Genomic DNA, 24,403 nt, shown 5'->3' with positions numbered 1-24,403 from the left:
TCCCGCCCCGCGCCGCAACGCCCCCCTTGCACCTGCCCGATTTGCGGTTAGCTTTCGGTCGAGAAAATGGAGCAGACATGACTTTCAACGACCTGATCGACCGCCGGGGCACCAACAGTACCAAATGGGACAAGATGGAGATGCTGTATGGCGTCTCGCCCGAGGACGGGCTGGCCATGTGGACGGCCGATTCCGATTACCCGACAGCCCCCTGCGTGATCGACGCGGTGCGCAAGGCCGCGGATCACGGCGTGTTCGGGTATTCCTGGGCGCACCCGGAGTATCTGGCCTCGGTCCAGTGGTGGATGAAAACCCGCCACGACTGGGAGATTGACACGGACTGGGTTCTGACCACTCAGGGCTTGGGCAATGCAATCGCCCTGTCGCTGGATGTCTGGACCGATCACGGTGATGGCATCGTGATCTTTACCCCCGTTTACCATGAGTTTGCCCACAAGGTGAACAAATCGGGCCGCCGGGTCGTGGAATGCCCTTTGGTGCGGGACGGGGAAAGTTATGGCCTTGACCTGGACGACGCCCAGTCGCGGCTGGACGGGTCCGAGAAGATGTTGCTGTGGTGTTCGCCGCAGAACCCGTCGGGCCGCGTCTGGACGCCGGAGGAACTGCGCGCCGTGGCCGCATTTGCCGAGAGCAACGGGCTGATCCTTGTTTCAGACGAGATTCACCACGATCTGGTCTATCCCGGCGCCAAATTTGTGCCGATGGATGTGGCAGCCCCGGATGCGCGGCCATGGACGGTGACGCTGACTGCGGCATCGAAGACCTTTAACATCGCCGGGCAGCGCACCGGCAACATGATCATTCCCGACCCCAAACTGCGCGAGGCGATGAAGCATCGGCTGGCAACGCTGGATTATGGCCCCAGCGCGTTGGGTGTGGCGATGATCACCGCCGCCTACAGCCCTGAAGGGGCCGAATGGGTAGATGCCCAGATCGCGCATCTGGAGGGAAACCGGCGTCTGTTCGATCAGACCATCACCGAGATTCCGGGGCTCTGGTCGATGCCCTTGCAGGCGACCTATCTGGCCTGGGTCGATTTCTCGGGTACCGGCATGGATCACGCTGAATTTGTCCGCCGGTTGCGCGAGGACGCGCGGATCGCAACCTCGTCCGGGCCGGGTTTCGGCACTGGAGGAGAAACGTTTGAACGGTTCAACCTGGCCACACAACGGGCGCGGGTCGAGGACGCCTGCGCGCGACTGAAACGGGCCTTTGGTGACCTGCAATAATCCAAGCGGTGGCTGGGTTGGCTGGCCTCACAATGGACCGCGCCTGTTGGCCGGGCGCGGACCTGAATGGCGAAATCCATAGCGATAGCCAGCCTAACGGCCTGTTGGGCGTTACCCTGACCTAACCCGGTACTACGATAGAACTCCGATCCTAGTCTTCGTAGCCCAGCAACGCGATGGGCGCATCCGGGGCGCGGTAGAAATCCAGCGGTGCCTTGTCATGGGCGGCGGTGCTGCGTTTGAATTCATACCGCATCTCGCCGCCTTCATCCTGATCGGCAATGATCAGGCATTGATACAGAAGATTGGCCCCGTCATAAATATCGACCAACCCGCGCAGGCGCGGTGTTGTTTCCGCCTCAACCGTGAAACCATCTTTCCACAATTTGAGAATTTTATAGGTATTGTCGCCCATCTGGACACGAAGGCGACTGGCCTTTTTCAATGTGGCGATTCGAGCGGCGTCCAACTCGGCGCGTATTTCCTTTGAAACATAAGTACTCATTAAATCATTCCCCCGCTAATGACCTCTATTGTGCGGGAACTGTTGTAAAAATCCAGTGAACGCGTTCACGCAACAGGCTGTGCCTGCGGTTTGTTGCACAGAAATCCCATCATTGCCTGTGCGCGCATGCAGGTCTTGTGCGCGGGCAAATGCATAGGAACAGGCAGGGCTTGGACCTATCTTTGGCCAAACGCCTATGCGGAGGATGAGATATGGGCCTGCTGGTCGATGGAAAATGGCAAGACACCTGGTATGACACCAAATCCACGGGTGGCGCATTCAAACGCAGCGCGGCGCAGTTTCGCAACTGGCTGACCGCTGATGGCCGCGCGGGACCGTCGGGCAAAGGCGGGTTCCGGGCTGAAGCCGGGCGGTATCACCTGTATGTCAGCTATGCCTGCCCCTGGGCGCATCGCACGCTGATTTTTCGCGCGTTGAAAGGGCTGAGCGATCTGATCTCGGTGTCGGTCGTGCATCCCGACATGCTGGATCAGGGCTGGACGTTTGAGGCAGATGATCACGGTGCCACGGGTGACGGTCTTTACGGGCTGAGCCATGCACATCAGATCTATACCAAGGCGGATCCGTCCTATTCCGGCCGCGTCACGGTTCCGATCCTGTGGGACAAGGCGCAGGAGACCATCGTTTCGAACGAAAGTTCGGAAATCATCCGCATGTTCAATTCGGCCTTCAACGACATCACTGGCAATACGGACGATTACTGGCCCGAGGCGATGCGGGACGAGATCGAGGAGGTCAATGCGCGCATCTATTCAGATGTCAACAACGGCGTCTACAAGTCGGGCTTTGCCACCTCCCAAGCGGCCTACGACGCCGCCGTGGGCCCGTTGTTCGACACGCTGGACTGGCTGGAAGGGCGTTTGGCGCGGAACCGGTATCTGATGGGGGACCGGATCACCGAGGCCGATTGGCGGTTGTTCACAACCCTGATCCGCTTCGACCCGGTCTATCATCTGCATTTCAAGTGCAACAGGCAGCGCCTGATCGATTATCCAAACTTATGGGCCTATACGCGTGAGCTGTATCAATGGCCCGGTGTCGCCGAGACCGTGAACATGGATCACATCGTGCGCCACTATCACTACAGCCATGACAGCATCAATCCGCACCGCATCATTCCGGTGAACCCGGTGCTGGATCACATGGAGCCGCATGGGCGCGATCAGCGCCCGGCGGCGTAATGCTCGACCATCGCCGCCAGATCCTCTGGCGGCGTTTCGCTTTGAACATAGGCACAGGCATTGGGACTGTGCGCAAAAATCGACCCGTCGGAAAAGAAGGTGGTGTTGGTGACAAATATCACCCGCGCCTCGGGGCGGCGATAGCTGGCAAAATCGGCCACAGCCAATGCGCTTCCGGTTTCCAGAACCAGATCCAGCACGATGATATCAAAATCCGTGCCATAGAGCGCCAGAATGGCGGCCTCCTGAGCGTCAACCAGCGTGACTTCGGCGTCTTGCCGCTCCAGATGTCTTTTCCAGACCCGACCAAGGTCGGGGTTACTCTCAACAATCAGAACTTTCATTTGCAACAACCTCGGCACTTGGTATGGTGAGTGGTGCCGACCCCCGTGGTCCGTGATCTCGTTATTTCCTTAACAAAGTGTTAACAGCGGCCGCACGCTTGCGTGTTCGGGCGGATTTGCTTGTGTAAATGGCAAAAATCCGCTTGAAGCACCCCGAAACCGGTCAATCCCCGCAGAGAGAGCAGATGAGTACACTTGATCACGGCTTGGACCCCCGCGCAGTTCGCGACCACGGCGGGGGGCTGGACAGGGCGATTGTCAGGTATGGCGGAGCGCGTGCAGATTGGATCGATCTGTCGACCGGAATCAATCCGCATCCTTACGCCGTTGCGGGCCTGACCGCCGGGGATTGGGCCGAATTGCCGGATCACGGTGCCTTTGAACGGCTGAGTGATGCGGCCCGCAGGTTCTGGAACGTGCCGCAGGGGGCTGCAATCCTGCCGGCACCCGGTGCATCGGCTGTCATCTCTCGTATTCCGGCGCTGGCCGCGCCAGGGCGTGTCCAGATCACGCCGCCCACCTACAACGAACACGCCGCCGCCTTTTCGGCGCAGGGGTGGCGTGTTCAGCCTGAGAGCGCGACTGACGCCCGCGTGATCGTGCATCCCAATAACCCGGACGGACGCATCTGGCAGGAAAGCGATGTCTCGGCCCCGCTGACCGTGATCGACGAGAGCTTTTGCGATGTCACGCCAGAGGCATCGTTGATCCATATGGCGGAACGTCCCGGCGTGATCGTGCTGAAGAGCTTTGGCAAATTCTGGGGGCTGGCCGGGATGCGGCTTGGGTTCGCCATCGGGCGGCCTGAGTTGATCAACCGCCTGAACGACCTGACCGGACCCTGGTCGGTGTCCGGCCCGGCCCTGCGGGTTGGAACGCAAGCCCTGTCGGACGATGACTGGGCCGATGCCACGCGCGCGCGACTGGCGGATGAGGCGGCCCGGCTGGATGCGCTGATGCTGACCAGGGGCGCAGATATCGTCGGTGGCACCAGCCTGTTTCGTCTTTATCGGGTCGATGACGCCTTGGGGTGGCAGGACCGGCTGGCCCGCGCCCATATCTGGAGCCGCATCTTTCCTTATTCAACAACCTTTCTGCGTCTGGGTCTGCCACCGGAAAAGGGGTGGGACAGGCTGGAGGCCGCGCTGTGAGCCCTGCCCTGATGCTGGTCTGCGCCATGTGTCTGGACGCCACTCTGGGAGAGCCCGACTGGCTCTGGTCCCGCGTCAAACACCCGGCGGTGATGATCGGCAACCTGATCGGATGGCTGGACAAACGCCTGAATTACGGGCGCGGTCGGCGACTGAAAGGGGTGGCGGTGCTTGTCCTTCTGATCTGCGGCGCATGGGGCCTTGGGTGGGGTCTGTCCCAGCTGGGGCCGGTGGTTGAAATCCTCGGCTGTGCGATCCTGCTGGCGCAGAAGTCGCTGGTTGCCCATGTCCGCGCGGTTGGTGACGGGCTGCAAACCTCGCTGGAAGACGGGCGGGCGCAGGTGGCTATGATCGTCTCGCGCGACACGCAGGACATGACCGGGGCACAGGTGGCACGTTCCGCCATCGAAAGCGCGGCAGAGAACCTGAGTGACGGGGTCATTGCCCCTGCCTTCTGGTTTCTGGTCGCGGGGCTTCCGGGGTTGCTGGTGTACAAGGCGGTGAACACCGCCGACAGCATGATCGGCTATCGCACCGAAACGTACCGCGATTTTGGCTGGGCTGCGGCCCGGTTCGACGACCTGCTGAACCTGATCCCCGCCCGCCTGACCTGCGTGATGATCGTGGCGCTGTCCGGCCAATGGTTACGCTGGCGCGAGATTGCGGGGGATGCCCGGCGGCATATCTCGCCCAACGCCGGCTGGCCCGAGGCCGCCATGGCCCGCGCCCTGAATGTCGCGCTGGCGGGGCCGCGCAGCTATGATGGGCAGGTGCGCGACCTGGCCTGGGTCAATGGTGACGCCCCGCGCGAGATCGGCGCATCAGAAGTTTTTCGCGCATGTGACATGCTCTGGCGGGTTTGGGGGCTTGCGCTTGGGCTCGTGTCAGTGTGGGTTGGGGTCGAACTGATATTCTGACGGACCTTTTCATGCGTATACTCTCTGGCCTGATCGCCGCTGCCCTGTTCACCTCACCTGCGCTGGCGCAATGTGGCGGTGGTTTTAATTCCTTTGTCAAAGGGCTGAAGGCCGAAGCCGTGCAGCAGGGTTTGGACAAATCAGCAGTGAACGGGTTTTTTGACGGGGTGCAGCAAGACAGCGCCGTGCTGAAGGCCGACCGGGCGCAGGGCGTTTTTCAGAAGCCCTTTGTTGAATTTTCCCGTCGTCTGATTTCGCAGAACCGGATCGAGCGCGGGCAAGCGATGTCGCGTAAGTACGATGCGGTCTTTGATCGGATTGAGCGCGAGTATGGCATTTCCCGCGGGGTGCTGCTGGCCTTCTGGGCATTTGAAACCGATTACGGATCGTTTCAGGGCGACTTCAACACCCGCAACGCCTTGGTGACGCTGGCCCATGATTGCCGCCGCCCGGAACTGTTCCGGCCACAGATCTTCGCCGCCATCGAGCTGTATCAGAACGGTGATTTCGACCCGGCCCGCACCACCGGCGCATGGGCCGGAGAGATCGGCATGGTGCAGATGCTGCCGCGTGACATACTGGAAAACGGCGTCGATGGTGACAGTGACGGGCATGTCCGCCTGAAAAGCTCGGCCCCTGATGCGCTGATGTCGGGGGCCAGAATGCTGTCTCATCTGGGATGGCGCGCGGGTGAGCCGTGGTTGCAGGAGGTCACCGTGCCCGCGCAGATGGACTGGTCCCTGTCCGGCCCCGGCAAACCGCGTTCGGTGGCGGAATGGCAGGCGATGGGCGTTCAGGCGCGCGGCGGGTCCTTGGCCAACCTGCCCGCCTCGCTGATCCTGCCACAGGGGCGCAACGGGCCTGCCTTTCTGGCCTACCCGAATTTCGATGTCTATTTCGAATGGAACCAGAGCTTTGTCTATGTTCTGACCGCCGCTTATTTCGGAACACGGCTTGAGGGCGGCCAGATCTATGACGCGGGCAATCCCGCGCAGGGCCTGAATGGCGCACAGATGAAACAGTTGCAGACCAAGCTTCAGGCCAAAGGATATGATGTGGGCAAGATCGACGGGATCCTGGGGTCAGGGACGCGAGCTGCGACGCAGGCGGAGCAGAAACGTCTGGGCCTGCCTGCGGACGCATGGCCAACGATGGAGTTGCTGGGAAAACTCTGATCCAGCGGCCCGCACTTCTATGGTATGACGCAAAACCCGAAGACTATTCGACGATATCAGCGCCGTCACCGCTGATTATGTGACCGGATATTTTTCGGGGTCAATTCCATGTCTGTGACAGACAATATCGATGTAACTTCCCTTTGGAGGAATACCGCCGAACTTACTGCGAATACCACTGCGGGTTTCGCCCTGGAAGTGATGAAACCGGGCCCAATCGGGTTCGTAGTCTTCAATGTTCTCGACCGGGTCCAGAAACCCGCGACGCGGCCAATATAAATGCCAATGCTGGCCTCGGTCGATTTCACCAGTGACCCCCAGCGCCCAGCGGGTCACGCTTGGGCCGGTTGTCGTCCACGGAAGGTCGTAAAGCGTGAGTGTCTCGCCCGCCTCATAGCGTTTGACCAGTTTTTCAATGTGATCACTGCCCAACCAAAACGGGATCGGGACTTCTGACTCAAGGAAATTCAGGATCAGCTTCAGTGCCAGAGAATTTTTGGGAAGACGCAATACGCAATTGTTCATCGCCTTATTGCGCCAGACGACACCAAACAGATAGTCCGGTGGAACATCCAGCGGCCGGATGCAGTAGATATCCAGATCCACCCACACATAGTCGGTTTTTTGCAGCATGTGGATCCGGAAGATGTCTGAATAGACCGCCATCCGTCGTCGGCCACCGGTCAGGTTTTCGGTGGTTTCATCTGTATAGATTTCGCGGGCATCATGAACAACGACGCCGTCGGGAACATCTATGTTCAGATCCAGCACGTACAGGTGGAAGACATAGCCATGATCCAGAAAGGACTGAATGCATACTCTTTCAACGCAAGATAACGGCGAGCCAAACCAGAAACTTGCAACTTGAAAATCCAAAACAGCACCTCTTGCCCTAAGCCGAAACGGGATCGCTGCTGCACTAACGAAGCGGTGCGTGGCTCGTCAACCACAGCGGCGGTTTTGGCACGACTTACCCTGCTTTGCGCCAGCGCGCTGTGTCGAGGTGCCCACAGTTTGGTTCTGGCCCCTCATTGGGCGCGCAATTTTAGGCTGGTGTTCCCAACAAAGCCGTTGACGTCTGCCGCGGGTTCAGATTGCTGCGCGGGTTGGTCCGTTGCCAACATGGCCGGCCCAAATTGTGACTTCTTTATTTGGGCCGCACCGGGTACCTATCCCCTTTCTGATCGATCAGGATCAGCCGCTCGCCACTGTGGACATACAGGTCGCAGCGGCTGAACCCGTTGCGATACGCGATGCAGACGGAACCGTCATCGGCGATGGAGTAGGTTCCGAATGCAGAATCTCCGCCCGCGTAGGTATAGGAATAGGCGCCCCCGGCCGAAAACTTGGCCTGACCATCATCGTAGAAGGTCAGCGTCTGACCCGCGAGGGCGTCAAGCTCGGCCACTGTCAGCGGGACATCGCCGGATTTGACGGGCCAGTCAGCGGCGACAACCGGAGTGGCGGCGATGAGGGCGGGGATCAGGAAACGCGTCATGAGGCCAAGGTAGCGCGTTATGCCTGCAATCATCATAACGTTGCAGTGAGCGGTCAGGCCACCATCTGCTCGGCCTTCTTCAGGTCAACCGAGACCAGCTGGCTGACGCCCTGTTCCTGCATGGTGACGCCGAACAGACGATCCATGCGCGCCATGGTCACCGCGTGGTGGGTGATGATCAGGAAACGGGTGTCGGTCTGGCGGCACATCTCGTCCAGCAGGTCACAGAAACGGGTGACATTGGCATCGTCCAGCGGCGCGTCAACCTCGTCCAACACACAGATCGGGGCCGGGTTGGCCAGGAAAACGCCGAAGATCAGCGCGGTCGCTGTCAGGGTCTGTTCGCCGCCCGACAGCAGGCTGAGGGTCGACAGTTTCTTGCCCGGCGGCTGGCACATGATTTCCAGCCCCGCATCCAGCGGGTCGTCGCTTTCGACCATGACGAGATTGGCCTCGCCACCGCCGAACAGGTGCTTGAACAACATCGCGAAGTTCGAGTTCACCTGTTCAAACGCGGTCAGCAGACGTTCGCGGCCTTCGCGGTTGAGGCTGGAGATGCCGCTGCGCAAGGCTTTGATCGCCTCTTCCAGATCGGCCTTTTCACTGCTGAGCGTGTCGAATTCTTCCTGAACGTCCTTACTGTCTTCCTCGGCCCGCAGGTTCACTGCGCCCATGGCGTCACGCTGGCGCTTGTGGCGGTTCACTTCGGCCTCCAGCGCATCCGCGGCGGGCATCTGGTCGGGGTTTACGTCCAGCTGGTTCAGCAGCTGGTTCGGGGTCAGTTGCTGGTCTTCGGCAATTCGTTCTGCTGCCGCAAGCACGCTTTCCTTTGCCGCGTCACTACGCGCCTCGGCTGCGGCGCGGTTTTCGCGGGCTTCCGAGGCCAGGCGTTCCGCCTCACGCTCGGCCATCACCACGTCGCGCAACTGTGTTTCTGCTTCGGCCAGCTTGTCGGCGGCATCGGCCCGACGGGCTTCGGCGGCTTCGATCAACTCGTTCAACTCTTCCCGCGCCTCGGCGATTTCGCCGGGGGCGGCCATGGCCTCGGTCAGTTCCTCTTCCGAGCTTTCCTTGCGCTCGGCCAGCTCCGAAATCCGTTTCTCGGCCGTTTCCAGACGGTGCCGCCAGCCACTCAGGTCCTTGGTGACCTCCTGCGTGCGACGGGTGCGGGCGTCGCCTTCACGGCGCAGCTCATCATGGGTCGAGCGGTGGGTCAGCATGGTGATCCGCGCCGCCTCGACCGTCTGCTTGATGTCTTCAACCTCGGCGCGGGCGCTGGCAAGATCACCCAGGTCGTTCAGCGCCGCCTCGGCCTCGCGCAGTTGCACGCGGGCGGACATGGCGTCTTCCTTGTGACGGTCTACGGCGAGGGCCAGGGTTTCCAGCTTGCCCTGCGCGAGGTTGCGATCCGCCTCGGCGCGGCTGAGCTGGCGTGCGGTTTCGGCCATGCGCTGATCGGCGGCACGGCGGGCTTCGCGCGCGCGTCGGTCGGCCTCGGTCACGTCCGCCAGTTGCCGCGACAGGGTTTCATGCGCGGCGCGGGCACCGTCGGCCTGCGCCTCGGTGCGGGCCAGTTCCTGTTTCAGCGCCTCAAGCTTGTTGAGCTGTTCCAGACGCAGCGCCGCCGCACTTGGCGCATCCTCGGCCCAGGCGCGGAACCCGTCCCAGCGCCACAGGTCGCCCGAGCGCGACACAAGACGCTGGCCCGGCTTCAACGACGCCTGCAACCGCGCGCCCTGATCCGCATCGACCAGCCCGATCTGCGCGATGCGACGGCTGAGCCTGTCCGGCCCTGACACGTGCAGCGCCAGCGGGTCGACCCCATCGGGCAAGGGTTGATCGCTGTCATAGCCTGCCACCTGAACCCAGCCGGACGGGCCGTCACCTTCAACCAGCGGCGCACGGAGGTCATCGGCCAAGGCCGCTCCCAGCGCCTTTTCAAAACCAGGTTCCACGCGCAGCAGGTCCATCACCTGCCCGCCTTCGGCCGTGTCGCGTTCCACCAGCTTGGCAAGCGCGGTGGTTTCGGCGCGGATTGCACCCAATTCGCCTTCGGCCTCGGACCGTTGCGCGCGTGCCTCGGCTTCGCGGGCCTGCGTTTCATTGCGCAGCTCATCTGCGGCGGCCAGCGCCTCTTCGGCGGCCTCGGCGGCTTCGCGGGCTTCTTCCTCACCCTCCTGCGCGGTTTCAAACGCCTCGCTGGCGCGGGTCAGGGCTGTTTTGGCCTCATCCACGGCCAGCCGGGCTTTTTCCTCTTCCCCCTCAGAGCGCGCCAGTGTCTTGCGGCTGTCTTCGACCAGTCGCTGCGCCGACTGGTGACGGGCGACAAGACGCGCCATATCTTCGGTCTGCTGCGACAGGTGGTCTTCGCGGTCCTGAAGGATCGAAGCCGCTTCGCGGGCAATTTCTGCGGCTTCCGCCACCTTCGCGTCATGCCCTTCTGCAGCCTTGGCCAGTTCGCGGGCTTCCCATTCCAGCCGTTCGATCATCTGGCCCGCATCGCGGTTCAGGCCGGTTTCCCGTTCGATATCCTTGCCGAGCTGATGGATGCGGCTGGTCAGCGTCTCAATGGTCTGGCGCGCGCGGGTTTCCTGATCGGTCAGTTGATCGCGCTGCACCTGCTGGCGTTGCAGGACAGCGGCGGCGATGGCCTCTTCCTCGCGCAGGGGGGGCAGGGTTTCTTCGATCCCGGCCCTTTTTGCTGCGGCGGCGCGGGCTTCGGCCTCGGCGCGGGAGGCCTCGGAAATCCGGTCCCTCAGCTTGTCTTCGGCCTGCTGGCGGGCCATGTCGGCCTCTTTCCAGCGGCGATAGAGCAGCATCCCCTCGGCCTGACGCAGCTGTTCGCCGATTTCGCGATAGCGTGCGGCCTGACGGGCCTGACGGGCCAGTTGCGCAAGCTGCCCACCCAACTGCTCGAGCACGTCATCGACGCGGGTCAGGTTGGACTCGGTCGCTTTCAGCTTCAGCTCGGCCTCATGCCGGCGTTGGTACAGCCCCGAAATCCCGGCGGCCTCTTCCAGAATGCGGCGGCGGGCGCGGGGTTTGGCGCTGATCAGCTCGGCGATGCGGTTCTGCCCTACAAGCGCCGGGGAATGGGCACCGGTCGAGGCATCCGCGAACAGCATCTGCACATCGCGCGCGCGCACATCCTTGCCGTTGGTCTTGTAGGCGCTGCCGACATCGCGGGTGATCCGGCGCACGATTTCAAGCTGGTCGGTGTCGTTGAACCCCGCAGGCGCCAGACGTTCGGAATTGTCCATGGTCAGGACAACTTCGGCGAAATTGCGGGCGGGCCGTGTGGCGGCACCGGCAAAGATCACATCCTCCATCGCGCCGCCGCGCATGGATTTGGGGCGGTTTTCACCCATCACCCAGCGCAAGGCTTCCAGAAGGTTGGACTTGCCACAGCCGTTCGGACCCACCACACCGGTCAACCCGTCCGCGATGATCAGATCGGTCGGATCAACAAAGCTTTTGAAGCCGGTCAGTTTGAGCTTGCTGAAACGCAATGGCCGCGTGTCCCGTGATTCCTATGAATTGAAAGTCTGCGCAAGGGATGGGGTCCGAGTCAACGCAGTTGCGCAGGATATGGGATATCAATGCAAGTTATCCACAACATCTTGCCGAAATGCGCAGGAACACGCGTATGTCAGTATGGGCTGCATTCAAAGACCTGATAGCCGCTGTCGTCCCCGACATTTTCATAGATACCATAGTCGATACATTCATATCGGGGCGTCGAGACGGCAGTCAGCAGCAGCCGTTCCCCCGCCTCGCGGTCGCACCCCAGAACACCAACCGTGACAGCCGCGTCGCCCAGCACGTCGAGGATCGGGCAGCCCGAAACCTGCGCCATGGCCAGCGCGGCGCGATCGCGAACAGGGCCAAGCCGCGGGGCGTATTGCGCGTTGATCCGCACCGCCTCGGCCAGATCGCCGCGCACGCGCACGTCGAACACACTGCCGTTCACCGCCACGCGGGTGGCCGGAACGTCGCGGAAATGCGGGGTCCCGGCGGCGCAGGCGGCCAGCAGGAACGGAGCGAGAAACCGGATCATGCCGCAGAGTTGCAGCAATTTGGTTAACAGAACCTTTCCGGACGTCAGGCGCGCAGAACTTGGCCTAACCGGCGGATACCTTCGCGGATCGTCGCCTCGTCCGAGTTCGAGAAGCTGAGCCGGATCGTGTTTGCGCCGCCGCCGTCTGGGAAAAACGCCTGCCCCGGCACAAAGGCCACTTTCACCGTATCCAGCGCATGCGCCAGCAGGTCAGACCCACTGATCCCGGCGGGGAGTGTCACCCAGACGAACATGCCGCCTTCGGGGCGCGTCCACGCCACCCCGTCGGGCATGTGCTGTTGCAGCGCATCCAGCATCGCATCTCGGCGCGCGCGGTAAGTGTCGCGCACTTTCGGGATATGGGTGTCAAAGCACGCTTCCGCCACCTGATGCACGGCCATCTGGTTGATGGTCGCCGAATGCAGATCCGCCGCCTGTTTCAGCAGAACCATCTGCGAGATGATCGGCTTGGCCGCAACCACCCACCCCATGCGCAGACCCGGTGACAGAGTTTTCGAGAAGCTGCCACAATAGATCGTCCGGCAGTTTTCGATCGACCCCTTTCGTGCCTGTTCCAAAGCCAGGATCGGCGGGATCGGATCACCGTCATAGCGCAGTGCCTGATAGGCGCCGTCTTCGATCAACGCGCAGTCCAGTTCGTCGGTCAGGTCCAGCAATGCCTCACGACCCGGGCGGGTCAGGGTTTCGCCTGTCGGGTTGGCAAAATCGGGCGACAGATAGGCGAATTTCACGGCGCCATCCCCTGCCGCAGCTCTGAATTCATCGGCCCCCTTGTTGCCATTAAGCCGGTCAAAGCGCGGCTCATACGCGTTGAACGCGGCAAGAGCACCCAGATAAGTGGGCCACCCGACCAAGGCCGTGTCGCCGGGGGACAGGAACAGCTTGCCCAGATAATCCAGCGCCTGCTGCGAGCCCGAGGTGATCAGGACGTTGTCCATGTCACATTCCACTCCGATCTCGCGCATGTGCTGCACCAGCCACCGGCGCAGGGGGGCATAGCCTTCGCTGACCGAATATTGCAGCGCCTGCGCCTGCATGTCCGGCCCCAATGCCTGCTGAAACGCTTGCGCGAAAGCCTCGGCGGGAAAAAGCGCGGGGTCCGGAATGCCACCGGCAAAGGAAATGATGCCGGGCTGATCGAGCAGTTTCAGCAGCTCGCGGATTTCTGACGCCTTCATCCGGGAAGCCCGGGTGGCAAACAAAGGGTGATGGGACATGAGGCTCCTCCGATCTCATTTCGGCGCAGCCTATGCTTTCTCAAATTAAAGTCAACACTTCTGACCTAATATTTCAGCGGATGTGACCGGGTATTCTTGAACAGCCCCCCTGTCCATGGTCAAATGAGTTGACCAATTTCGGAACGGACCATGCCATTTCAGAAAGTTCAGACGGAAAAACTGTCACTTGCGGTCGTTCGCCAGATCGAGCTGTTGATCCTGCGCGGCATCCTGCGCCCCGGGGAGCGCCTGCCGCCCGAGCGTGAGTTGGCCGAACGGATGGGTGTGTCGCGCCCATCCCTGCGCGATGCGGTGTCCGAGCTTCAGGAACAGGGGTTGCTGACAACAAAAGCCGGCTCCGGGATCTATGTGGCCGAGGTTTTGGGCTCGGCCTTTTCGCCGGCGCTGATCCGGTTGTTCAGCAGCCATGACGAGGCCGTATTCGATTACCTGTCCTTTCGCCGCGACATGGAGGGGCTGGCGGCGGAACGGGCCGCGCGGCTGGGATCAGAAAGCGACCTGAAGGTTGTTCAGGCGATCTATGACAAGATGCGGGCGGCCCATGACCGGAACGCTGCGGACCAAGAGGCGCAGCTGGATGCCGAGTTTCATATGGCCATCATCGAAGCCAGCCACAATGTGGTGATGCTGCATATGATGCGGTCAATGTATGACCTGCTGGTGCAGGGTGTGTTCTATAACCGGCGGACAATGTTCCGGCAGCGCGCGACCCGCGAGGCCATTCTGGACCAGCACAGCACTATCAACGCAGCCCTTCAGGCCCGCGATCCGGCAGCCGCACGTCAGGCCGTCGAAACGCATCTGAGCTTTGTCGAACGCTGCATGATCGATCAGCAGAAGGCCGAGCGGAACGAGGCTGTTGCGCAGCAAAGGTTGCAGCACGAAACCCGTCAGGCCTAGCGCTTTCCAAGTGCCCTCAGGGATCAGGCGGCCCCGGTCTCGGGCTGGATCAGGTGTGACGGGAAAGGTGCGCCGCTGCCTTCGCCCAGATCGTCATTCGGGGCGATGGTTGTCAGGGCCGGGTCGATGAACAGCCGCGCGCCCCGGTCCCTGAGGTGTTTGTGCAGCATCACATGTTCGCACACGAGGTCGCCTTTTTCATCCCGGCAGGAATAGCGCAGGCCACGCAAGGCGCGGGTCTTGTACAATCCTGCACCGCCAAAGGCGCTGTCGACCGGTATCAGGGGCATATCGGACGGAATGTGGTACTGGCGGTCGAAAACTGCTGATTTCAGCAGAACTTTCCGCCACTTACGGCGCCCGAACAGGGGCTTGCGCGTTGTCCGAATTCTTTGCCAGACGTCTTCGTCACACCAGCCCGCACAGCGCAGAGCATAGATATCGTAATAGGCCGGTTTGGAATTGGCAAAGACACCTTCCCAGCGTGGTACGGACCGTTGTGCAGCCGTCAGAACCGTCTGAGCGTCCAGACAGACATTCGGCCCGTTCAGATCAAGCACCAATGTCAAGTCGTGACCGCTGTCGCGTTCTTCCAGCCTGCTGAGGACAGCGTTTCTGGCCGCCGTGATCCGCTCGACCCGGTCTGGCAGTCTGGAGGCCAGACCGTCCATGCGGACAAGGTCCACTTTCGGGTCGCGGCGCGCGAATTCGGACAGAACCCGATCTGTGCGATCAGTATTGTCGTTTGTCGCGATGGTCACGGAATAACGGTGCAAGCGGGTGGTCAGGTCTTCGATCCTGTTGATGCTTTCGATCAGCGCGGCCCCGCCGTTCCTGACCACCCCAACAATATTCATCGAAACGTCTTCGCCTGCCACGGCCCGTCTTTCCCTGTTCTTTTTGCACCCGTGGATCCCGAAGGGGACCTTCAGACCCTCAGAAGGGTACAGAATCCGGGTGATGTTGTGGTCAATACAATCAGCCCCGTCACCAAAACAAAAGACCCGACAGCGCAATGCTCTCGGGTCATCTGCGTTTTTTACCTGTCGGTGTCCCCGTCAGTGCAGCTTGGCGCCCACATCTGCGATCGAGGCCTCGATCAGCTTGTTCGCCTGCGCGGCTGTCATCTGCTTGGCCAGAACCGAGCTGGCAGCGGCAATCGCAACCGAAACGGCCTGATCGCGCACGTCTTTCACAGCCGAGGCTTCGGCCGAGGCAATCTGGTCCTGCGCAGCAGCCAGACGGCGTTCGATCGACTTTTCGAGATCGACTTTCGCCTGGTCCGCAGCCAGAACCGCGTCCTGTTTGGCCGCTTCGACAATCGCATCGGCCTGTGCCTGCACTTCACGCTGCTTGCGCTCGTACGAGGCCAGCAGGCTGCGTGCTTCTTCATGCAGGGCGCGGGCTTCGTCCAACTCGGCCTTGATGCCTTCGGCACGGTTGTCCAACGCACCGCCGATCATGCCCGGCACCTTGAAGTAGAACAGGACCGCGATGAAAACGATGAAGCCCAGAAGGACGACAAAGTCGGTGTTGCCAAGCGAGAAGAACGGGCCGCTTGCAGCCAGCGCGGGGCTGGCGGCACCAACGGTCAGGATAAGGGCAAGAGTGTTCCGCATGTCACTTATCCTTTCATCTGCGCGTCAATGGCACTGTCGATGGCTTTGGCATCCGCCTCGCCGCCCAGCGCGGTGACCAGTTCAGCCGCCGTATCCTTGGCGACCACTTGAATGCTTTCCAGCGCACCGGCACGGATTTCGGCAATTGCCTTTTCCGATTCAGCCGCCTTTGCAGCGATTTCCGCGTCCGCTCTGGCAATCGCATCATCCAGACCAGCCTGGATTTCTGCGCGTGCTTCTGCCGCGATACGCTGCGCTTCGGCACGGGCATCGGCCAGCGCCTTGTTATAGGCCTCTTCGGCCTCGACCGCTTTGGCCTTCAGATCTTCGGCCGCAGCCAGGTCATTTGTAATGGTCCCCCGGCGCTCGGCCAGGATTGCCGCGATGCGGGGCAGAGCCACGCGAGACAGGACCAGAAAGATGACGACCAGCGTAATGACCAGCCAGAAAATCTGGTTGGGGAACCAATCGAAGCAGAGCTGCGGCATCCCGATGGCAGAGCCATGCGAGTCAACGCACGCGCCAACTACTTCTTCGCTAATGGGTTCAGTCGCCATGATGTCCTCCGTCGGAACGTTGTCTTTACAACAGGTGGGCCGCTATGGCTTGGACCCACCTGCGCGTAAGGATCAGGTTCCGCAGATTAGACGGCGAACATCAGCAGCAGCGAGACCAGGAATGCGAAGATCCCCAGGGCTTCTGCGAATGCGATACCGATGAACAGGGTTGCGGTCTGCGAAGCAGCCGCCGAAGGGTTGCGCAGGGCGCCGGCCAGGAAGTTGCCTGCAACGTTGCCCACCCCGATTGCGGCTGCGCCGGAACCGATTGCTGCCAGGCCTGCGCCGATGTGTGCGAGATCGCCTTCCATGATGTATCTCCTTACGAATTGGAAGTTTAGATGTTGGGTTATCGGACCTTAGTGCGAAGGATGCAGCGCATCTTTCAGATAAACACAGGTCAGAATGGTGAATACGTAGGCCTGAATGAAGGCCACCAGGACCTCGAGACCGTACATTGCGGTGATCGCCAGAACCGACACGGGCGAAATCAGGGAAATTGCGGCAAAGCCTGCAAACACCTTGATCACCGCGTGGCCAGCCATGACGTTACCGGCAAGACGAATGGAGTGGCTGACCGGGCGTACGAAGTACGAGATCAGTTCGATGATCGCCAGGATCGGGCGCAGCGCCAGCGGCGCGCTGGAGACCCAAAACAGGCCCAGGAACGCGGCACCGTTCTTGACGAAACCCAGAATGGTCACGGTCAGGAACACGGCCAGCGCCAGCGGGATGGTCACGGCGAAATGTGATGTGGTGGTGAACGAGGTCGGGATCAGGCCCAGGAAGTTCGCGGTCACAATGAACATGAACAGGGTCATGACATAGGGGAAGAACTTGACGCCGTCCTTGCCGCAGATGTCTTCCAGCATCTTGTAGATGAAGCCATAGGCCAGTTCCGCAATCGACTGCATCCGGGTCGGGACGATCGCGCGCTTTGTTGTGCTGAGAACCAGCAGGCCAAAGATCGCCACGATGGCCAGGAACAGCCACAGGGTCACGTTGGTGGGGGTGTACCAGGCAATCTCGCCACCGAACAGCGGCTTGACGATGAACTGGTCCATCGGGTGAAACACCAGGCTGCTGGCTTCTGCTGCGTGGTCTGCGCCTTCGGCGCCGTGTGCTGCGGTGGTCTCGCTTGCCACGTTCAGTCCCTCTCGTCCTTTTCGGCCTGCATATGGGCCGCTTGTTTATCTTGAACCTCTTTCGCGCTGCGGAGCATAACCTTCACGCCCGCGACAAGGCCCAGCAATGTGAACAACACCAGAAAGATCGGGATCGTCCCGAGCAGGCTGTCCAGCCCGTATCCGATGCCAAATCCGATCCCAAGACCGGAAACCATTTCGATGACCATCCTCCAGGCAAGCTCGCCCCCGGATATGTCACTGTCAGCGCGGGCAGCCGGCTTTCTGGCCTTTTTCGCCGCGTCGATCTTGGCCTCAAGCTGCGCCATACGCTGCTTTTGGTCGTCATCGGTCACGGACGGAATCCTCGCGCTGTCTTGCGCATGGTGCTAAGGCGCGAAAGGCGCAGAGTCAACGGCGTTGATGGTGTGAAATGACGCAGGTTAGTGTGTTGTTTTTAAACTGTTATTACTGGTTAACTCGTCCAGCCAGATTGCTTGCCCATTCCCTGAACGGCAACAATCACCCAAAAACCCATATTCAACCTTTTGGTTGATCTTTGTGCGTGCGCTGAGGCCACAGGTGTCGAACAAGACGTCCGTCGATCAGCAAGAGCCCGGCAAAAATCGCCGCCATGCCCATCAAATGTTCGGGTTGCAGAGTTTCCCCCAAAACCCAGGTTCCAAGTATCAGGGCGGAAACCGGTGCGATCAGCGTGACGGTCGAAATGTTGGTTGGCCCGACTCTGGGCAGCAACCAGTAGAAGGCAATGAAAGCGGCCGAGGTCAGCACAAAACCGATCATCAGCAACGAAAGCCATGTTTCAGTGTGCTCGATCACCGGCAGGCCTTCACGCCAAAGCGCCAGGGGTAAAATCGCCAATGTCGCTCCTGTCAGGGCAAGGGCGACCAGCACCACCGGCTGCATGTCACGGAAGGCCCGCGCAATGTTGACGGAAAACGCGTAACAGATCGGCGCGCACAGGGTCAGCAAAACCGCCCAGAACTGAGAGGTTTGGCCATTGTGCAAAATCGGGACGGACAACACGACAATCCCGATGAAGCCGCACAACACACCAAGGGATTTCAACAGCGTCGCACGCTCGCTTCCCGGCCAGAAATGCGAAACGATGACGGCAAAGGCCGGTGTTGTCGCATTCACGATCCCTGCCACGCCGGACGCGATATGCTGCTGCCCAAGCGCATAGAACGCAAATGGTGCTGCATAGCTGAGCGCCCCGAACCCCAGCAGACCGATGGCGCGCCCGAGTGTCAGGTGAACCGGCATGCGGGCGGCAATCACATAGATCCAACAGCCCAGCGCCCCAAATGCAACACGCCCCAATGACACGGATAGCGGTCCAAGTTCGCGCAGCAATATGGCGTTGAACATGAAAGACATGCCCCACCCGATGCCAAGGACGCAGATCACCAGCCAGTATTTCAGCGCCATAGCCGCCCCCTTTGCGCATCACCGCTGCACAGTGACGTGATGGGGGAAATTGTCAAACGGGTTCTCGCCCATTAGGAAAGACCCATGTCCAACGATCTCGACACCGTGTTTGCAGCCCTTGCCGACCCCACCCGCCGCGCCATTCTGGCGATGCTGCTAGAGGACGATATGGCCGTGACTGATGTGGCCGAGCCGTTCGAGATGTCGCTGGCGGCGATCTCGAAACATCTGGTCATCCTGACCAAGGCCGGGCTGATATCACAGGAAAAGCGCGGCCGGGTGAAATGGTGCAAGCTGGAACCCGACGCGCTGCGCACCGCTTCGGTCTGGATGCAGGGGTTCGGTCAGTTCGAACCCATCAACCTGGATGCGTTCGAACGGTTTCTGGAAGTCGAGCTTCCGATCTCGGACGAGACCTAGCGCACCACAAAGACCGACATGCTGGCATGTTTGGCCAGATATCCGGCGTGGCTGGAAAAGATGTAATCGGTGATCCGGGGCGCATGGGTGCCCACGATGATCAGGTCTGCACCGATCTCTTCTGCCGCGCGGGTCAGATCGCTGTCCACTTCGGCAGCAACATCGACCGAGTGTATCTTGCGCACCGCAACTTCGGCCGCGCCTTTTGATGCAAGCTGTTCGGTGAAGTCGGCCAGTTGCTTGTCGATCTCGGCCTCGGTTTCCGAGGATGCACCCATATGGGCCCCGCTGACACTGACCAGAGTGATCTTGGCGCCCTGCCATTTTGCCACCTGCGCGGCGACATCTGCGGCCTTGCGAACCTCGGGCGGCAGGTGGCGGTCAATCGGCAGCATGATATGTTTGAACATAATCTCCTCCTTTTGTCCGCCTTCCAAGGTAGTCCTGAGACCAAGGGCCTGCCTTGATCTGGCTCAACAGATTTTGCCTTTGGAATTCGTGGGCAATCCGTACCGGTTTCAGATCGGGAGCGGCCTTATTCAGTTGCCCGGCGTTGAGGGCTGGGGCGCGGGGCCTCTTCTTTCAGCAGCATCAGCAGGGCAATGACCGTCAGCGCCACACCGCCCAGGATCAATCCCGTCGGGACAGGTTTGCCCAGCGCGATTTCCCACAGGATCACCCAGCTTGGCACCAGATAGGTATAGGCCATGACCTTGGCCGACGGCAGCCGAAGCGAGGAGAATTGCACCAGAACGAAACTAGCCGCTGTTGCGAAGAATGAGATATAGAACAACCCGATCCAGACGATGGCGGGAAGAGCTGCCCAATCGGTCGCCTTCAGGTCGGACCAGCCGAACAGGACCAATAACAGGCACCCGGCAACCAGCGTTCCGAACGTGAACACGACGGCAGGTTCTCCGCGGTTCAGCCTGCGGATCATGGGGGTGTAAATCGCGTGCGCGACACATCCCCAGAAATAGATGATCTCGCCCCCGCCGATCTGGAAGGCGCGGAACATCTGCCAGTCGGCCCGAAAGATCACCCATAGCGCCCCAATCGCACCGATGGTCAGGGCCATTGCCATGCGCGGCGTGGTGATCTGGCGCAGCAGGACCCAGCCCGCAATGGCCGAGACAACGGGGGTCAGGGTGAAAACCGCGGCAGCGCTGACCGGCGGGGCGGTTTGCAGCCCGTAAAACATCAGGACAAAATAGGTGGCGAACAACCCGCCCAGCACCAGATACCGCCAGGGCGCCTGTGCGGCACTGCGGGGCAGACCGGTTGTCGCCAGTGCCGCCACACCAATCACCACAGCCGCAATGGCAAAGCGCACCGCATTCAAGGCCGCCGGAGCAATTTCGTTGGCAATCATCGACCCCAGCGAGAAGCTGCCTGCGACAAGGGCCGAAAAGGCCAGCATGGCCAGATGGCCACGCATCTGCGGGTTCATGGACACCAGCCTTTGGAGGCTTCTTTCAGAAAACTCAGGAACGCTTGCACCTTGGTCGTTCGGTGCAGGTCCACATGGGTCACCAGCCACAGGTTGCCGAACCATTCCGGAAGCGGGTCGATCACTTCGACCAGAGTGTCATGACGGGCGGCCTCCCAACGGGCCATAAAGCCGATACCGGCCCCGGCCAGAACGGCCTCGCGCATACAGAAATTGTTGGTGCAGCGAAAGGTGATGCGGTCGGCGGATACCGTGTTGCGCAGCCACCGGGTGAACGGCGCACGGCTGCTTTCATCGTCAGAGCTGACGAAGTGGTGGTTTCCGAAATCCTCGATGCCCGAAGGTTTGCCGTGCCGTTCGATATACGAAGTACTGGCATAGAGGCCGACTTCTTCCTGCCGGAAAGGTTGCACAACGTTGTCGGGCTGATCCGGGGCCGATCCCGCACGGATTGCAACATGCGCCTCGCCATATTCCAGCCGGAACAGGCGGTCTCCGGTCAGGTAGCGCACGATCAGCTCGGGGTGCATCTTTTGAAATTCGGTCAGCGTCGGCACCACCAATGGCGCGATGGAGCCCAGCGACGTCACCACCAGTTCGCCCGATACATCGTCACCGCGCCCCTTCATCCGGCCGACAAGCTGGTTGAACTGGTCTTCGGTAGCCTGCGCCACGCGCAGCAAATCGTCGCCCGCTTCGGTCGGGGTGTATCCCCGCGCGTGGCGCTGGAACAGTTTGACACCCAACCGGGCCTCGATCGCGTCGATGTGGCGGATCACCGTGGCGTGGTGCACGCCCAGAACCTCGGCCGCACCGCTGACGGTTCCCATGCGTGCCACCTGATAGGCGGTCCTCACCTCATCCCAATTGTCCATCGTCACACCGTTCTGTGCAATTTCCAACAATAACTGTTGATGTATCCGAGTTTTGTTCGCAAACGCAACAGCCATATTGGGATCAGAACAAGATTACCCTGACCTTAAGGACCCAGAAAATGGCTAAAACCATCCTGCATATCGACGCCTCTGCCCGCCGCGTTGCTTCGACCACCCGCGACCTGTCTGACAGCATCGTCCGGCAGTTGGGTGCGGACCGCATCATCCGCCGCGACCTGGCTACCCCCCTGCCCCTGCTGACCGAAGACTGGATCGCCGCCAACTTTACCCCTGCCGAGCAGCGCGACGACCTGCAGCGCGACCGGCTGGCCCTTTCGGACGCGCTGGTGACCGAATTGCAAGAGGCCGATACCATCGTTATCGGCCTGCCGATCTACAACTTCTCGGTCCCCGCTGCATTCAAGGCCTGGATCGACCTGGTCGCCCGCGCGGGCCTGACCTTTTCCTATTCGGAGAACGGCCCAAAAGGGTTGCTGGAGGGGAAACGCGCCATTCTGGCAATCGCGTCGGGCGGTACTGCCGTCGGATCCGAGATCGACTTTGCCACCAACTATGTGCGTCACGTTCTGGGCTTTATCGGCATCCATGATGTAGCGGTCATCGCTGCGGATCAGATGGCGGTGAACCCCGAAGCCGCGTTGGAAAGCGCCAAAAAGGCGGTGACAGAACTGGCGGCCTGATCGCCTCTGGTCATTGAGCCCTGAAACGTCCAGTCTGCTGGTCAGATGGAACTGGCGGACTGGATGGCGCGCATGAAAAAGATCGGAATTCTGGGCGGTGTGGGTTGGGCCTCGACCGTGGACTATTACCGTGCCATTGCCGAGGGTGCCGGGCGTCACTTTGCGGCGCGCGGCCACGGCGCGCCCTTGCCGATCCCTGCCATGACCATCGAGTCCGTCACACAGGCCAAGACCCGCGCCTTGCGAGGTGTCGCCGGGGACGAAGCCAGCTGGGCGGCGTTTGATGCGGTGTTTCGCGACGCGCTGCTGACGCTGGAGCGCGCGGGATGCGATTTTGGCATCATAGCGTCCAACACCCCGCACGCGCGGCTGCACGCGATCAGACAGGGTGTTTCCATGCCCATCCTCAGCATTTTCGATGCAACGGCAGAGGCCACGGCCAGCACAGGCGTGTCAAACGCATTGGTGCTGGGAACAACCGTGACAATGCAGGCCACCAACTATGCGGATCGTCTGGCGGCCGAGGGCATCACTGCGAATGCGCGGCTGCCCGACCCCGAGATTTCCGAGATGCAGGCCATGATCGACAGTGATTTCTACGGTGGTGCCTCTGATGCAGCGCGCGCAAGGTTGCTGGCCTTTTGCAACAAACATGCCCGTCCCGGAACCGCCATTCTGCTGGCCTGTACCGAGTTGCCGCTTGCCTTTCCAAACCATCTGGATGACCCGGTATTCGAGGCCGACGGGCACCTGTTCATCAACCCGTCCGCCGCGCATGTCGCCGCCGCGCTGAAACTGGCGCTTGAGTGATCAGGGCAGCCACATAACGGTGCAACCGATGCGATCGAAGAACGCCATCACGTCGGATTGTTTCATCACAACGGTACGGTCATTGACCAACGGGTGCATATAAATCACCTCGGCCCCTTGGGCAGCGGCGTCCATGAAGAACTGCACATTGTTCTGCACACCGTTGATCATCGCCAGCGGGCTGACCGCGCCGGGGCGAATACCAAGGTTCTGCAACAGCCGGTCTGCCGACCCAAAGGACAGGGCGCCGACACCCAGTTCTGCGCCCAGCGCCTTTAGGTCAATCTCGCGGCTTTGTTCCAGCGTCACCAGGTAGTTGCGCTTTTTCTTGTCGCGCAGGTACAGGTTCTTGACCCGCAACGCGTTCTCGCCCGGCACCATGAACTGGCCTTCCACGGCCTTGGAGTCCTCGACCGTGCGCAAGGGAACATGGGTATGCAGGCGGTAGGGCAGCCCCCAGTCATCCAGCTGCGCCAACAGCGCGTCAGAACTGAGCGGCAATGTATCCTGAAATGTGGATGATGCGTCCATGGGGCCCTCCTGTTTGTAGCGCTCATCGCGCAACATGGCGGCGAATTCAAGCTGGGGCAGAGCAGAAAACGGTGTTAGCGTGCCGCCATGAAAGTCACACGAAACACTCCGACCCAACTGATCCTTGCCGACACGCCCTGGTTCATTGGAATCATGCTGGTCTTTTTCATATTGACCTTTGTCGGCGCAGGGCTGGTCATGGTCAGTGACGGCGGCGAGAATATCTGGTTCGGGCTGTTCTTTGCTCTAATCGGCGGCGGGCTAGGTGTCGGGGCGTTCTGCGTTTTCGTGCGGCGGGTTCAGGTCATTCTGGACCGCACAAAGAACCGCATTCTGATCCGCAGGCAGTCTGTCTTTGGCTATGAAGCGGTCGAGCATCAGCTGTCCAGCCTGTCCCATGCCGAAGTTGAAAGCTCGACTTTCCGCAGCGACAGCAGCAGTTCGACGCTGTATCGCCCGGTTCTGGTGCTGGACAAGGGAATGAGCGAAGGGCGTCATCCGATTGTCGATGCGTTCTCGAACGGGCGCGGCGCGCATAAACTGGTTGACGCGGTCAACGCATGGCTGCCCGCGCAGCAGGAAGACACGAAGGAACAGGCCTGACGA

Annotated in this window: 28 protein-coding genes; 10 read left to right on the top strand and 18 right to left on the bottom strand. The window is 60.9% G+C overall.

Annotated features, from left to right (window positions below; all coding sequences use genetic code 11):
- The first annotated feature begins 77 nt into the window (after nt 1-77).
- A complete protein-coding gene (locus tag ACR0M3_RS13575; RefSeq protein WP_480911307.1) occupies nt 78-1,250 on the top strand; it encodes a MalY/PatB family protein in 1,173 nt (390 codons plus the stop codon).
- 151 nt (nt 1,251-1,401) lie between these two features.
- Here ACR0M3_RS13575 and ACR0M3_RS13570 read toward each other — a convergent pair whose 3' ends face one another.
- Nucleotides 1,402-1,755 carry a hypothetical protein gene (locus ACR0M3_RS13570; protein ID WP_209506181.1) on the bottom strand — a complete coding sequence of 118 codons (354 nt, stop codon included), beginning with the start codon at nt 1,753-1,755 and terminating at the stop codon, nt 1,402-1,404.
- Between the two features lie 212 nt (nt 1,756-1,967).
- On the opposite strand from ACR0M3_RS13570, the gene ACR0M3_RS13565 reads away from it, so the two are divergent.
- Nucleotides 1,968-2,957 (top strand): glutathione S-transferase family protein, encoded by a 990-nt coding sequence (locus ACR0M3_RS13565; protein WP_480911305.1) that lies wholly within the window; start codon nt 1,968-1,970, stop codon nt 2,955-2,957.
- Here ACR0M3_RS13565 and ACR0M3_RS13560 read toward each other — a convergent pair.
- Entirely contained in the window at nt 2,939-3,301 is a 363-nt protein-coding gene (locus ACR0M3_RS13560) for a response regulator transcription factor (RefSeq protein ID WP_209506176.1), read from the bottom strand. The genes ACR0M3_RS13565 and ACR0M3_RS13560 overlap by 19 nt on opposite strands.
- Nucleotides 3,302-3,486: 185 nt before the next feature.
- Between ACR0M3_RS13560 and cobD the strand changes: the two genes are divergently transcribed.
- The 3 genes from cobD to ACR0M3_RS13545 are packed head-to-tail and all read left to right on the top strand — an operon-like array spanning nt 3,487 to nt 6,544.
- Nucleotides 3,487-4,452 carry a threonine-phosphate decarboxylase CobD gene (gene cobD / locus ACR0M3_RS13555; protein ID WP_480911303.1) on the top strand — a complete coding sequence of 322 codons (966 nt, stop codon included), beginning with the start codon at nt 3,487-3,489 and terminating at the stop codon, nt 4,450-4,452.
- Nucleotides 4,449-5,369: an adenosylcobinamide-phosphate synthase CbiB gene (gene cbiB, locus ACR0M3_RS13550; protein ID WP_480911302.1), complete on the top strand. Its 921-nt coding sequence runs from the start codon at nt 4,449-4,451 to the stop codon at nt 5,367-5,369. The genes cobD and cbiB overlap by 4 nt, the downstream gene beginning before the upstream one ends.
- An 11-nt stretch (nt 5,370-5,380) precedes the next feature.
- Nucleotides 5,381-6,544: a lytic murein transglycosylase gene (locus ACR0M3_RS13545; RefSeq protein WP_480911300.1), complete on the top strand. Its 1,164-nt coding sequence runs from the start codon at nt 5,381-5,383 to the stop codon at nt 6,542-6,544.
- A 75-nt stretch (nt 6,545-6,619) separates the two neighbouring features.
- Here the strand turns inward: ACR0M3_RS13545 and ACR0M3_RS13540 are convergent, their stop codons facing one another.
- The 5 genes from ACR0M3_RS13540 to ACR0M3_RS13520 form a co-directional block, all read right to left on the bottom strand.
- Nucleotides 6,620-7,420, bottom strand: coding sequence for a hypothetical protein (locus tag ACR0M3_RS13540; protein ID WP_480911298.1), 801 nt, complete (start codon nt 7,418-7,420; stop codon nt 6,620-6,622).
- A 271-nt stretch (nt 7,421-7,691) separates the two neighbouring features.
- Nucleotides 7,692-8,042 carry a hypothetical protein gene (locus ACR0M3_RS13535; protein WP_480911296.1) on the bottom strand — a complete coding sequence of 117 codons (351 nt, stop codon included), beginning with the start codon at nt 8,040-8,042 and terminating at the stop codon, nt 7,692-7,694.
- Between the two features lie 53 nt (nt 8,043-8,095).
- On the bottom strand, nt 8,096-11,551 hold the full coding sequence (locus ACR0M3_RS13530) for a chromosome segregation SMC family protein (RefSeq protein WP_480911295.1): 3,456 nt from the start codon (nt 11,549-11,551) through the stop codon (nt 8,096-8,098).
- Between the two features lie 140 nt (nt 11,552-11,691).
- On the bottom strand, nt 11,692-12,099 hold the full coding sequence (locus ACR0M3_RS13525; RefSeq protein ID WP_480911293.1) for a hypothetical protein: 408 nt from the start codon (nt 12,097-12,099) through the stop codon (nt 11,692-11,694).
- A gap of 44 nt (nt 12,100-12,143) precedes the next feature.
- On the bottom strand, nt 12,144-13,337 hold the full coding sequence (locus tag ACR0M3_RS13520; RefSeq protein WP_480911291.1) for an aminotransferase-like domain-containing protein: 1,194 nt from the start codon (nt 13,335-13,337) through the stop codon (nt 12,144-12,146).
- A 150-nt stretch (nt 13,338-13,487) separates the two neighbouring features.
- Here ACR0M3_RS13520 and ACR0M3_RS13515 point away from each other — a divergent pair, with 150 nt between their 5' ends.
- Nucleotides 13,488-14,258, top strand: a complete 771-nt coding sequence (locus ACR0M3_RS13515) for an FCD domain-containing protein (protein ID WP_267365974.1) — start codon at nt 13,488-13,490, stop codon at nt 14,256-14,258.
- A 23-nt stretch (nt 14,259-14,281) separates the two neighbouring features.
- On the opposite strand, the gene ACR0M3_RS13510 is transcribed toward ACR0M3_RS13515, so the two are convergent.
- The 7 genes from ACR0M3_RS13510 to ACR0M3_RS13480 form a co-directional block, all read right to left on the bottom strand.
- Nucleotides 14,282-15,115, bottom strand: a complete 834-nt coding sequence (locus ACR0M3_RS13510; protein ID WP_480911289.1) for a hypothetical protein — start codon at nt 15,113-15,115, stop codon at nt 14,282-14,284.
- A gap of 201 nt (nt 15,116-15,316) precedes the next feature.
- Nucleotides 15,317-15,877 (bottom strand): F0F1 ATP synthase subunit B, encoded by a 561-nt coding sequence (locus ACR0M3_RS13505; protein ID WP_480586452.1) that lies wholly within the window; start codon nt 15,875-15,877, stop codon nt 15,317-15,319.
- A 5-nt stretch (nt 15,878-15,882) separates the two neighbouring features.
- Complete coding sequence (locus ACR0M3_RS13500; RefSeq protein ID WP_209506152.1) at nt 15,883-16,434, bottom strand: F0F1 ATP synthase subunit B'; 552 nt, start codon at nt 16,432-16,434, stop codon at nt 15,883-15,885.
- A gap of 86 nt (nt 16,435-16,520) precedes the next feature.
- Entirely contained in the window at nt 16,521-16,745 is a 225-nt protein-coding gene (locus tag ACR0M3_RS13495; RefSeq protein WP_005981269.1) for a F0F1 ATP synthase subunit C, read from the bottom strand.
- A gap of 48 nt (nt 16,746-16,793) precedes the next feature.
- Entirely contained in the window at nt 16,794-17,579 is a 786-nt protein-coding gene (locus ACR0M3_RS13490; protein WP_480559647.1) for a F0F1 ATP synthase subunit A, read from the bottom strand.
- A 2-nt stretch (nt 17,580-17,581) separates the two neighbouring features.
- Nucleotides 17,582-17,914 (bottom strand): AtpZ/AtpI family protein, encoded by a 333-nt coding sequence (locus ACR0M3_RS13485; RefSeq protein ID WP_480559645.1) that lies wholly within the window; start codon nt 17,912-17,914, stop codon nt 17,582-17,584.
- A 184-nt stretch (nt 17,915-18,098) separates the two neighbouring features.
- The gene (locus tag ACR0M3_RS13480) at nt 18,099-19,010 is read right to left on the bottom strand and encodes a DMT family transporter (RefSeq protein ID WP_480900364.1); all 912 of its coding nucleotides are present in this window, start codon (nt 19,008-19,010) and stop codon (nt 18,099-18,101) included.
- Nucleotides 19,011-19,094: 84 nt separating this feature from the next.
- Here ACR0M3_RS13480 and ACR0M3_RS13475 point away from each other — a divergent pair, with 84 nt between their 5' ends.
- A complete protein-coding gene (locus ACR0M3_RS13475; protein ID WP_480507349.1) occupies nt 19,095-19,430 on the top strand; it encodes an ArsR/SmtB family transcription factor in 336 nt (111 codons plus the stop codon).
- On the opposite strand, the gene ACR0M3_RS13470 is transcribed toward ACR0M3_RS13475, so the two are convergent.
- The 3 genes from ACR0M3_RS13470 to ACR0M3_RS13460 all read right to left on the bottom strand — a co-directional run bounded on the left by ACR0M3_RS13470 (nt 19,427) and on the right by ACR0M3_RS13460 (nt 21,755).
- On the bottom strand, nt 19,427-19,840 hold the full coding sequence (locus ACR0M3_RS13470) for a universal stress protein (RefSeq protein ID WP_480483783.1): 414 nt from the start codon (nt 19,838-19,840) through the stop codon (nt 19,427-19,429). The two genes, ACR0M3_RS13475 and ACR0M3_RS13470, sit on opposite strands and share 4 nt — an antisense overlap.
- Nucleotides 19,841-19,965: 125 nt before the next feature.
- On the bottom strand, nt 19,966-20,880 hold the full coding sequence (locus tag ACR0M3_RS13465) for a DMT family transporter (protein WP_480559641.1): 915 nt from the start codon (nt 20,878-20,880) through the stop codon (nt 19,966-19,968).
- A complete protein-coding gene (locus ACR0M3_RS13460; RefSeq protein ID WP_209506137.1) occupies nt 20,877-21,755 on the bottom strand; it encodes a LysR family transcriptional regulator in 879 nt (292 codons plus the stop codon). The genes ACR0M3_RS13465 and ACR0M3_RS13460 overlap by 4 nt, the downstream gene beginning before the upstream one ends.
- 119 nt (nt 21,756-21,874) lie before the next feature.
- Here ACR0M3_RS13460 and ACR0M3_RS13455 point away from each other — a divergent pair, with 119 nt between their 5' ends.
- Both ACR0M3_RS13455 and ACR0M3_RS13450 read left to right on the top strand, forming a co-directional pair.
- A complete protein-coding gene (locus ACR0M3_RS13455) occupies nt 21,875-22,456 on the top strand; it encodes an FMN-dependent NADH-azoreductase (protein ID WP_480487184.1) in 582 nt (193 codons plus the stop codon).
- A gap of 72 nt (nt 22,457-22,528) precedes the next feature.
- On the top strand, nt 22,529-23,266 hold the full coding sequence (locus tag ACR0M3_RS13450) for an aspartate/glutamate racemase family protein (RefSeq protein ID WP_480911287.1): 738 nt from the start codon (nt 22,529-22,531) through the stop codon (nt 23,264-23,266).
- On the opposite strand, the gene ACR0M3_RS13445 is transcribed toward ACR0M3_RS13450, so the two are convergent.
- A complete protein-coding gene (locus tag ACR0M3_RS13445; protein WP_480519429.1) occupies nt 23,267-23,797 on the bottom strand; it encodes a prolyl-tRNA synthetase associated domain-containing protein in 531 nt (176 codons plus the stop codon).
- A gap of 87 nt (nt 23,798-23,884) precedes the next feature.
- Here ACR0M3_RS13445 and ACR0M3_RS13440 point away from each other — a divergent pair, with 87 nt between their 5' ends.
- Entirely contained in the window at nt 23,885-24,400 is a 516-nt protein-coding gene (locus tag ACR0M3_RS13440; protein ID WP_480483788.1) for a hypothetical protein, read from the top strand.
- Nucleotides 24,401-24,403 lie beyond the last annotated feature (3 nt).

This window comes from Ruegeria sp. O5 (assembly GCF_056535105.1).
The sequence above is the reverse complement of the archived record's forward strand: the minus strand, read 5'-3'. Positions and strand labels throughout refer to the sequence as shown.

Bases quoted from the DNA above. Each gene is read 5' to 3' on its own strand.
- ACR0M3_RS13575 (WP_480911307.1), top strand. From the start codon at position 78: ATGACTTTCAACGACCTGATCGACCGCCGGGGCACCAACAGTACCAAA.
- ACR0M3_RS13570 (WP_209506181.1), bottom strand. From the start codon at position 1,755: ATGAGTACTTATGTTTCAAAGGAAATACGCGCCGAGTTGGACGCCGCT.
- ACR0M3_RS13565 (WP_480911305.1), top strand. From the start codon at position 1,968: ATGGGCCTGCTGGTCGATGGAAAATGGCAAGACACCTGGTATGACACC.
- ACR0M3_RS13560 (WP_209506176.1), bottom strand. From the start codon at position 3,301: ATGAAAGTTCTGATTGTTGAGAGTAACCCCGACCTTGGTCGGGTCTGG.
- cobD (WP_480911303.1), top strand. From the start codon at position 3,487: ATGAGTACACTTGATCACGGCTTGGACCCCCGCGCAGTTCGCGACCAC.
- ACR0M3_RS13545 (WP_480911300.1), top strand. From the start codon at position 5,381: ATGCGTATACTCTCTGGCCTGATCGCCGCTGCCCTGTTCACCTCACCT.
- ACR0M3_RS13535 (WP_480911296.1), bottom strand. From the start codon at position 8,042: ATGACGCGTTTCCTGATCCCCGCCCTCATCGCCGCCACTCCGGTTGTC.
- ACR0M3_RS13525 (WP_480911293.1), bottom strand. From the start codon at position 12,099: ATGATCCGGTTTCTCGCTCCGTTCCTGCTGGCCGCCTGCGCCGCCGGG.
- ACR0M3_RS13520 (WP_480911291.1), bottom strand. From the start codon at position 13,337: ATGTCCCATCACCCTTTGTTTGCCACCCGGGCTTCCCGGATGAAGGCG.
- ACR0M3_RS13515 (WP_267365974.1), top strand. From the start codon at position 13,488: ATGCCATTTCAGAAAGTTCAGACGGAAAAACTGTCACTTGCGGTCGTT.
- ACR0M3_RS13510 (WP_480911289.1), bottom strand. From the start codon at position 15,115: ATGAATATTGTTGGGGTGGTCAGGAACGGCGGGGCCGCGCTGATCGAA.
- ACR0M3_RS13505 (WP_480586452.1), bottom strand. From the start codon at position 15,877: ATGCGGAACACTCTTGCCCTTATCCTGACCGTTGGTGCCGCCAGCCCC.
- ACR0M3_RS13500 (WP_209506152.1), bottom strand. From the start codon at position 16,434: ATGGCGACTGAACCCATTAGCGAAGAAGTAGTTGGCGCGTGCGTTGAC.
- ACR0M3_RS13495 (WP_005981269.1), bottom strand. From the start codon at position 16,745: ATGGAAGGCGATCTCGCACACATCGGCGCAGGCCTGGCAGCAATCGGT.
- ACR0M3_RS13480 (WP_480900364.1), bottom strand. From the start codon at position 19,010: ATGGCGCTGAAATACTGGCTGGTGATCTGCGTCCTTGGCATCGGGTGG.
- ACR0M3_RS13475 (WP_480507349.1), top strand. From the start codon at position 19,095: ATGTCCAACGATCTCGACACCGTGTTTGCAGCCCTTGCCGACCCCACC.
- ACR0M3_RS13470 (WP_480483783.1), bottom strand. From the start codon at position 19,840: ATGTTCAAACATATCATGCTGCCGATTGACCGCCACCTGCCGCCCGAG.
- ACR0M3_RS13465 (WP_480559641.1), bottom strand. From the start codon at position 20,880: ATGAACCCGCAGATGCGTGGCCATCTGGCCATGCTGGCCTTTTCGGCC.
- ACR0M3_RS13460 (WP_209506137.1), bottom strand. From the start codon at position 21,755: ATGGACAATTGGGATGAGGTGAGGACCGCCTATCAGGTGGCACGCATG.
- ACR0M3_RS13455 (WP_480487184.1), top strand. From the start codon at position 21,875: ATGGCTAAAACCATCCTGCATATCGACGCCTCTGCCCGCCGCGTTGCT.
- ACR0M3_RS13450 (WP_480911287.1), top strand. From the start codon at position 22,529: ATGAAAAAGATCGGAATTCTGGGCGGTGTGGGTTGGGCCTCGACCGTG.
- ACR0M3_RS13445 (WP_480519429.1), bottom strand. From the start codon at position 23,797: ATGGACGCATCATCCACATTTCAGGATACATTGCCGCTCAGTTCTGAC.
- ACR0M3_RS13440 (WP_480483788.1), top strand. From the start codon at position 23,885: ATGAAAGTCACACGAAACACTCCGACCCAACTGATCCTTGCCGACACG.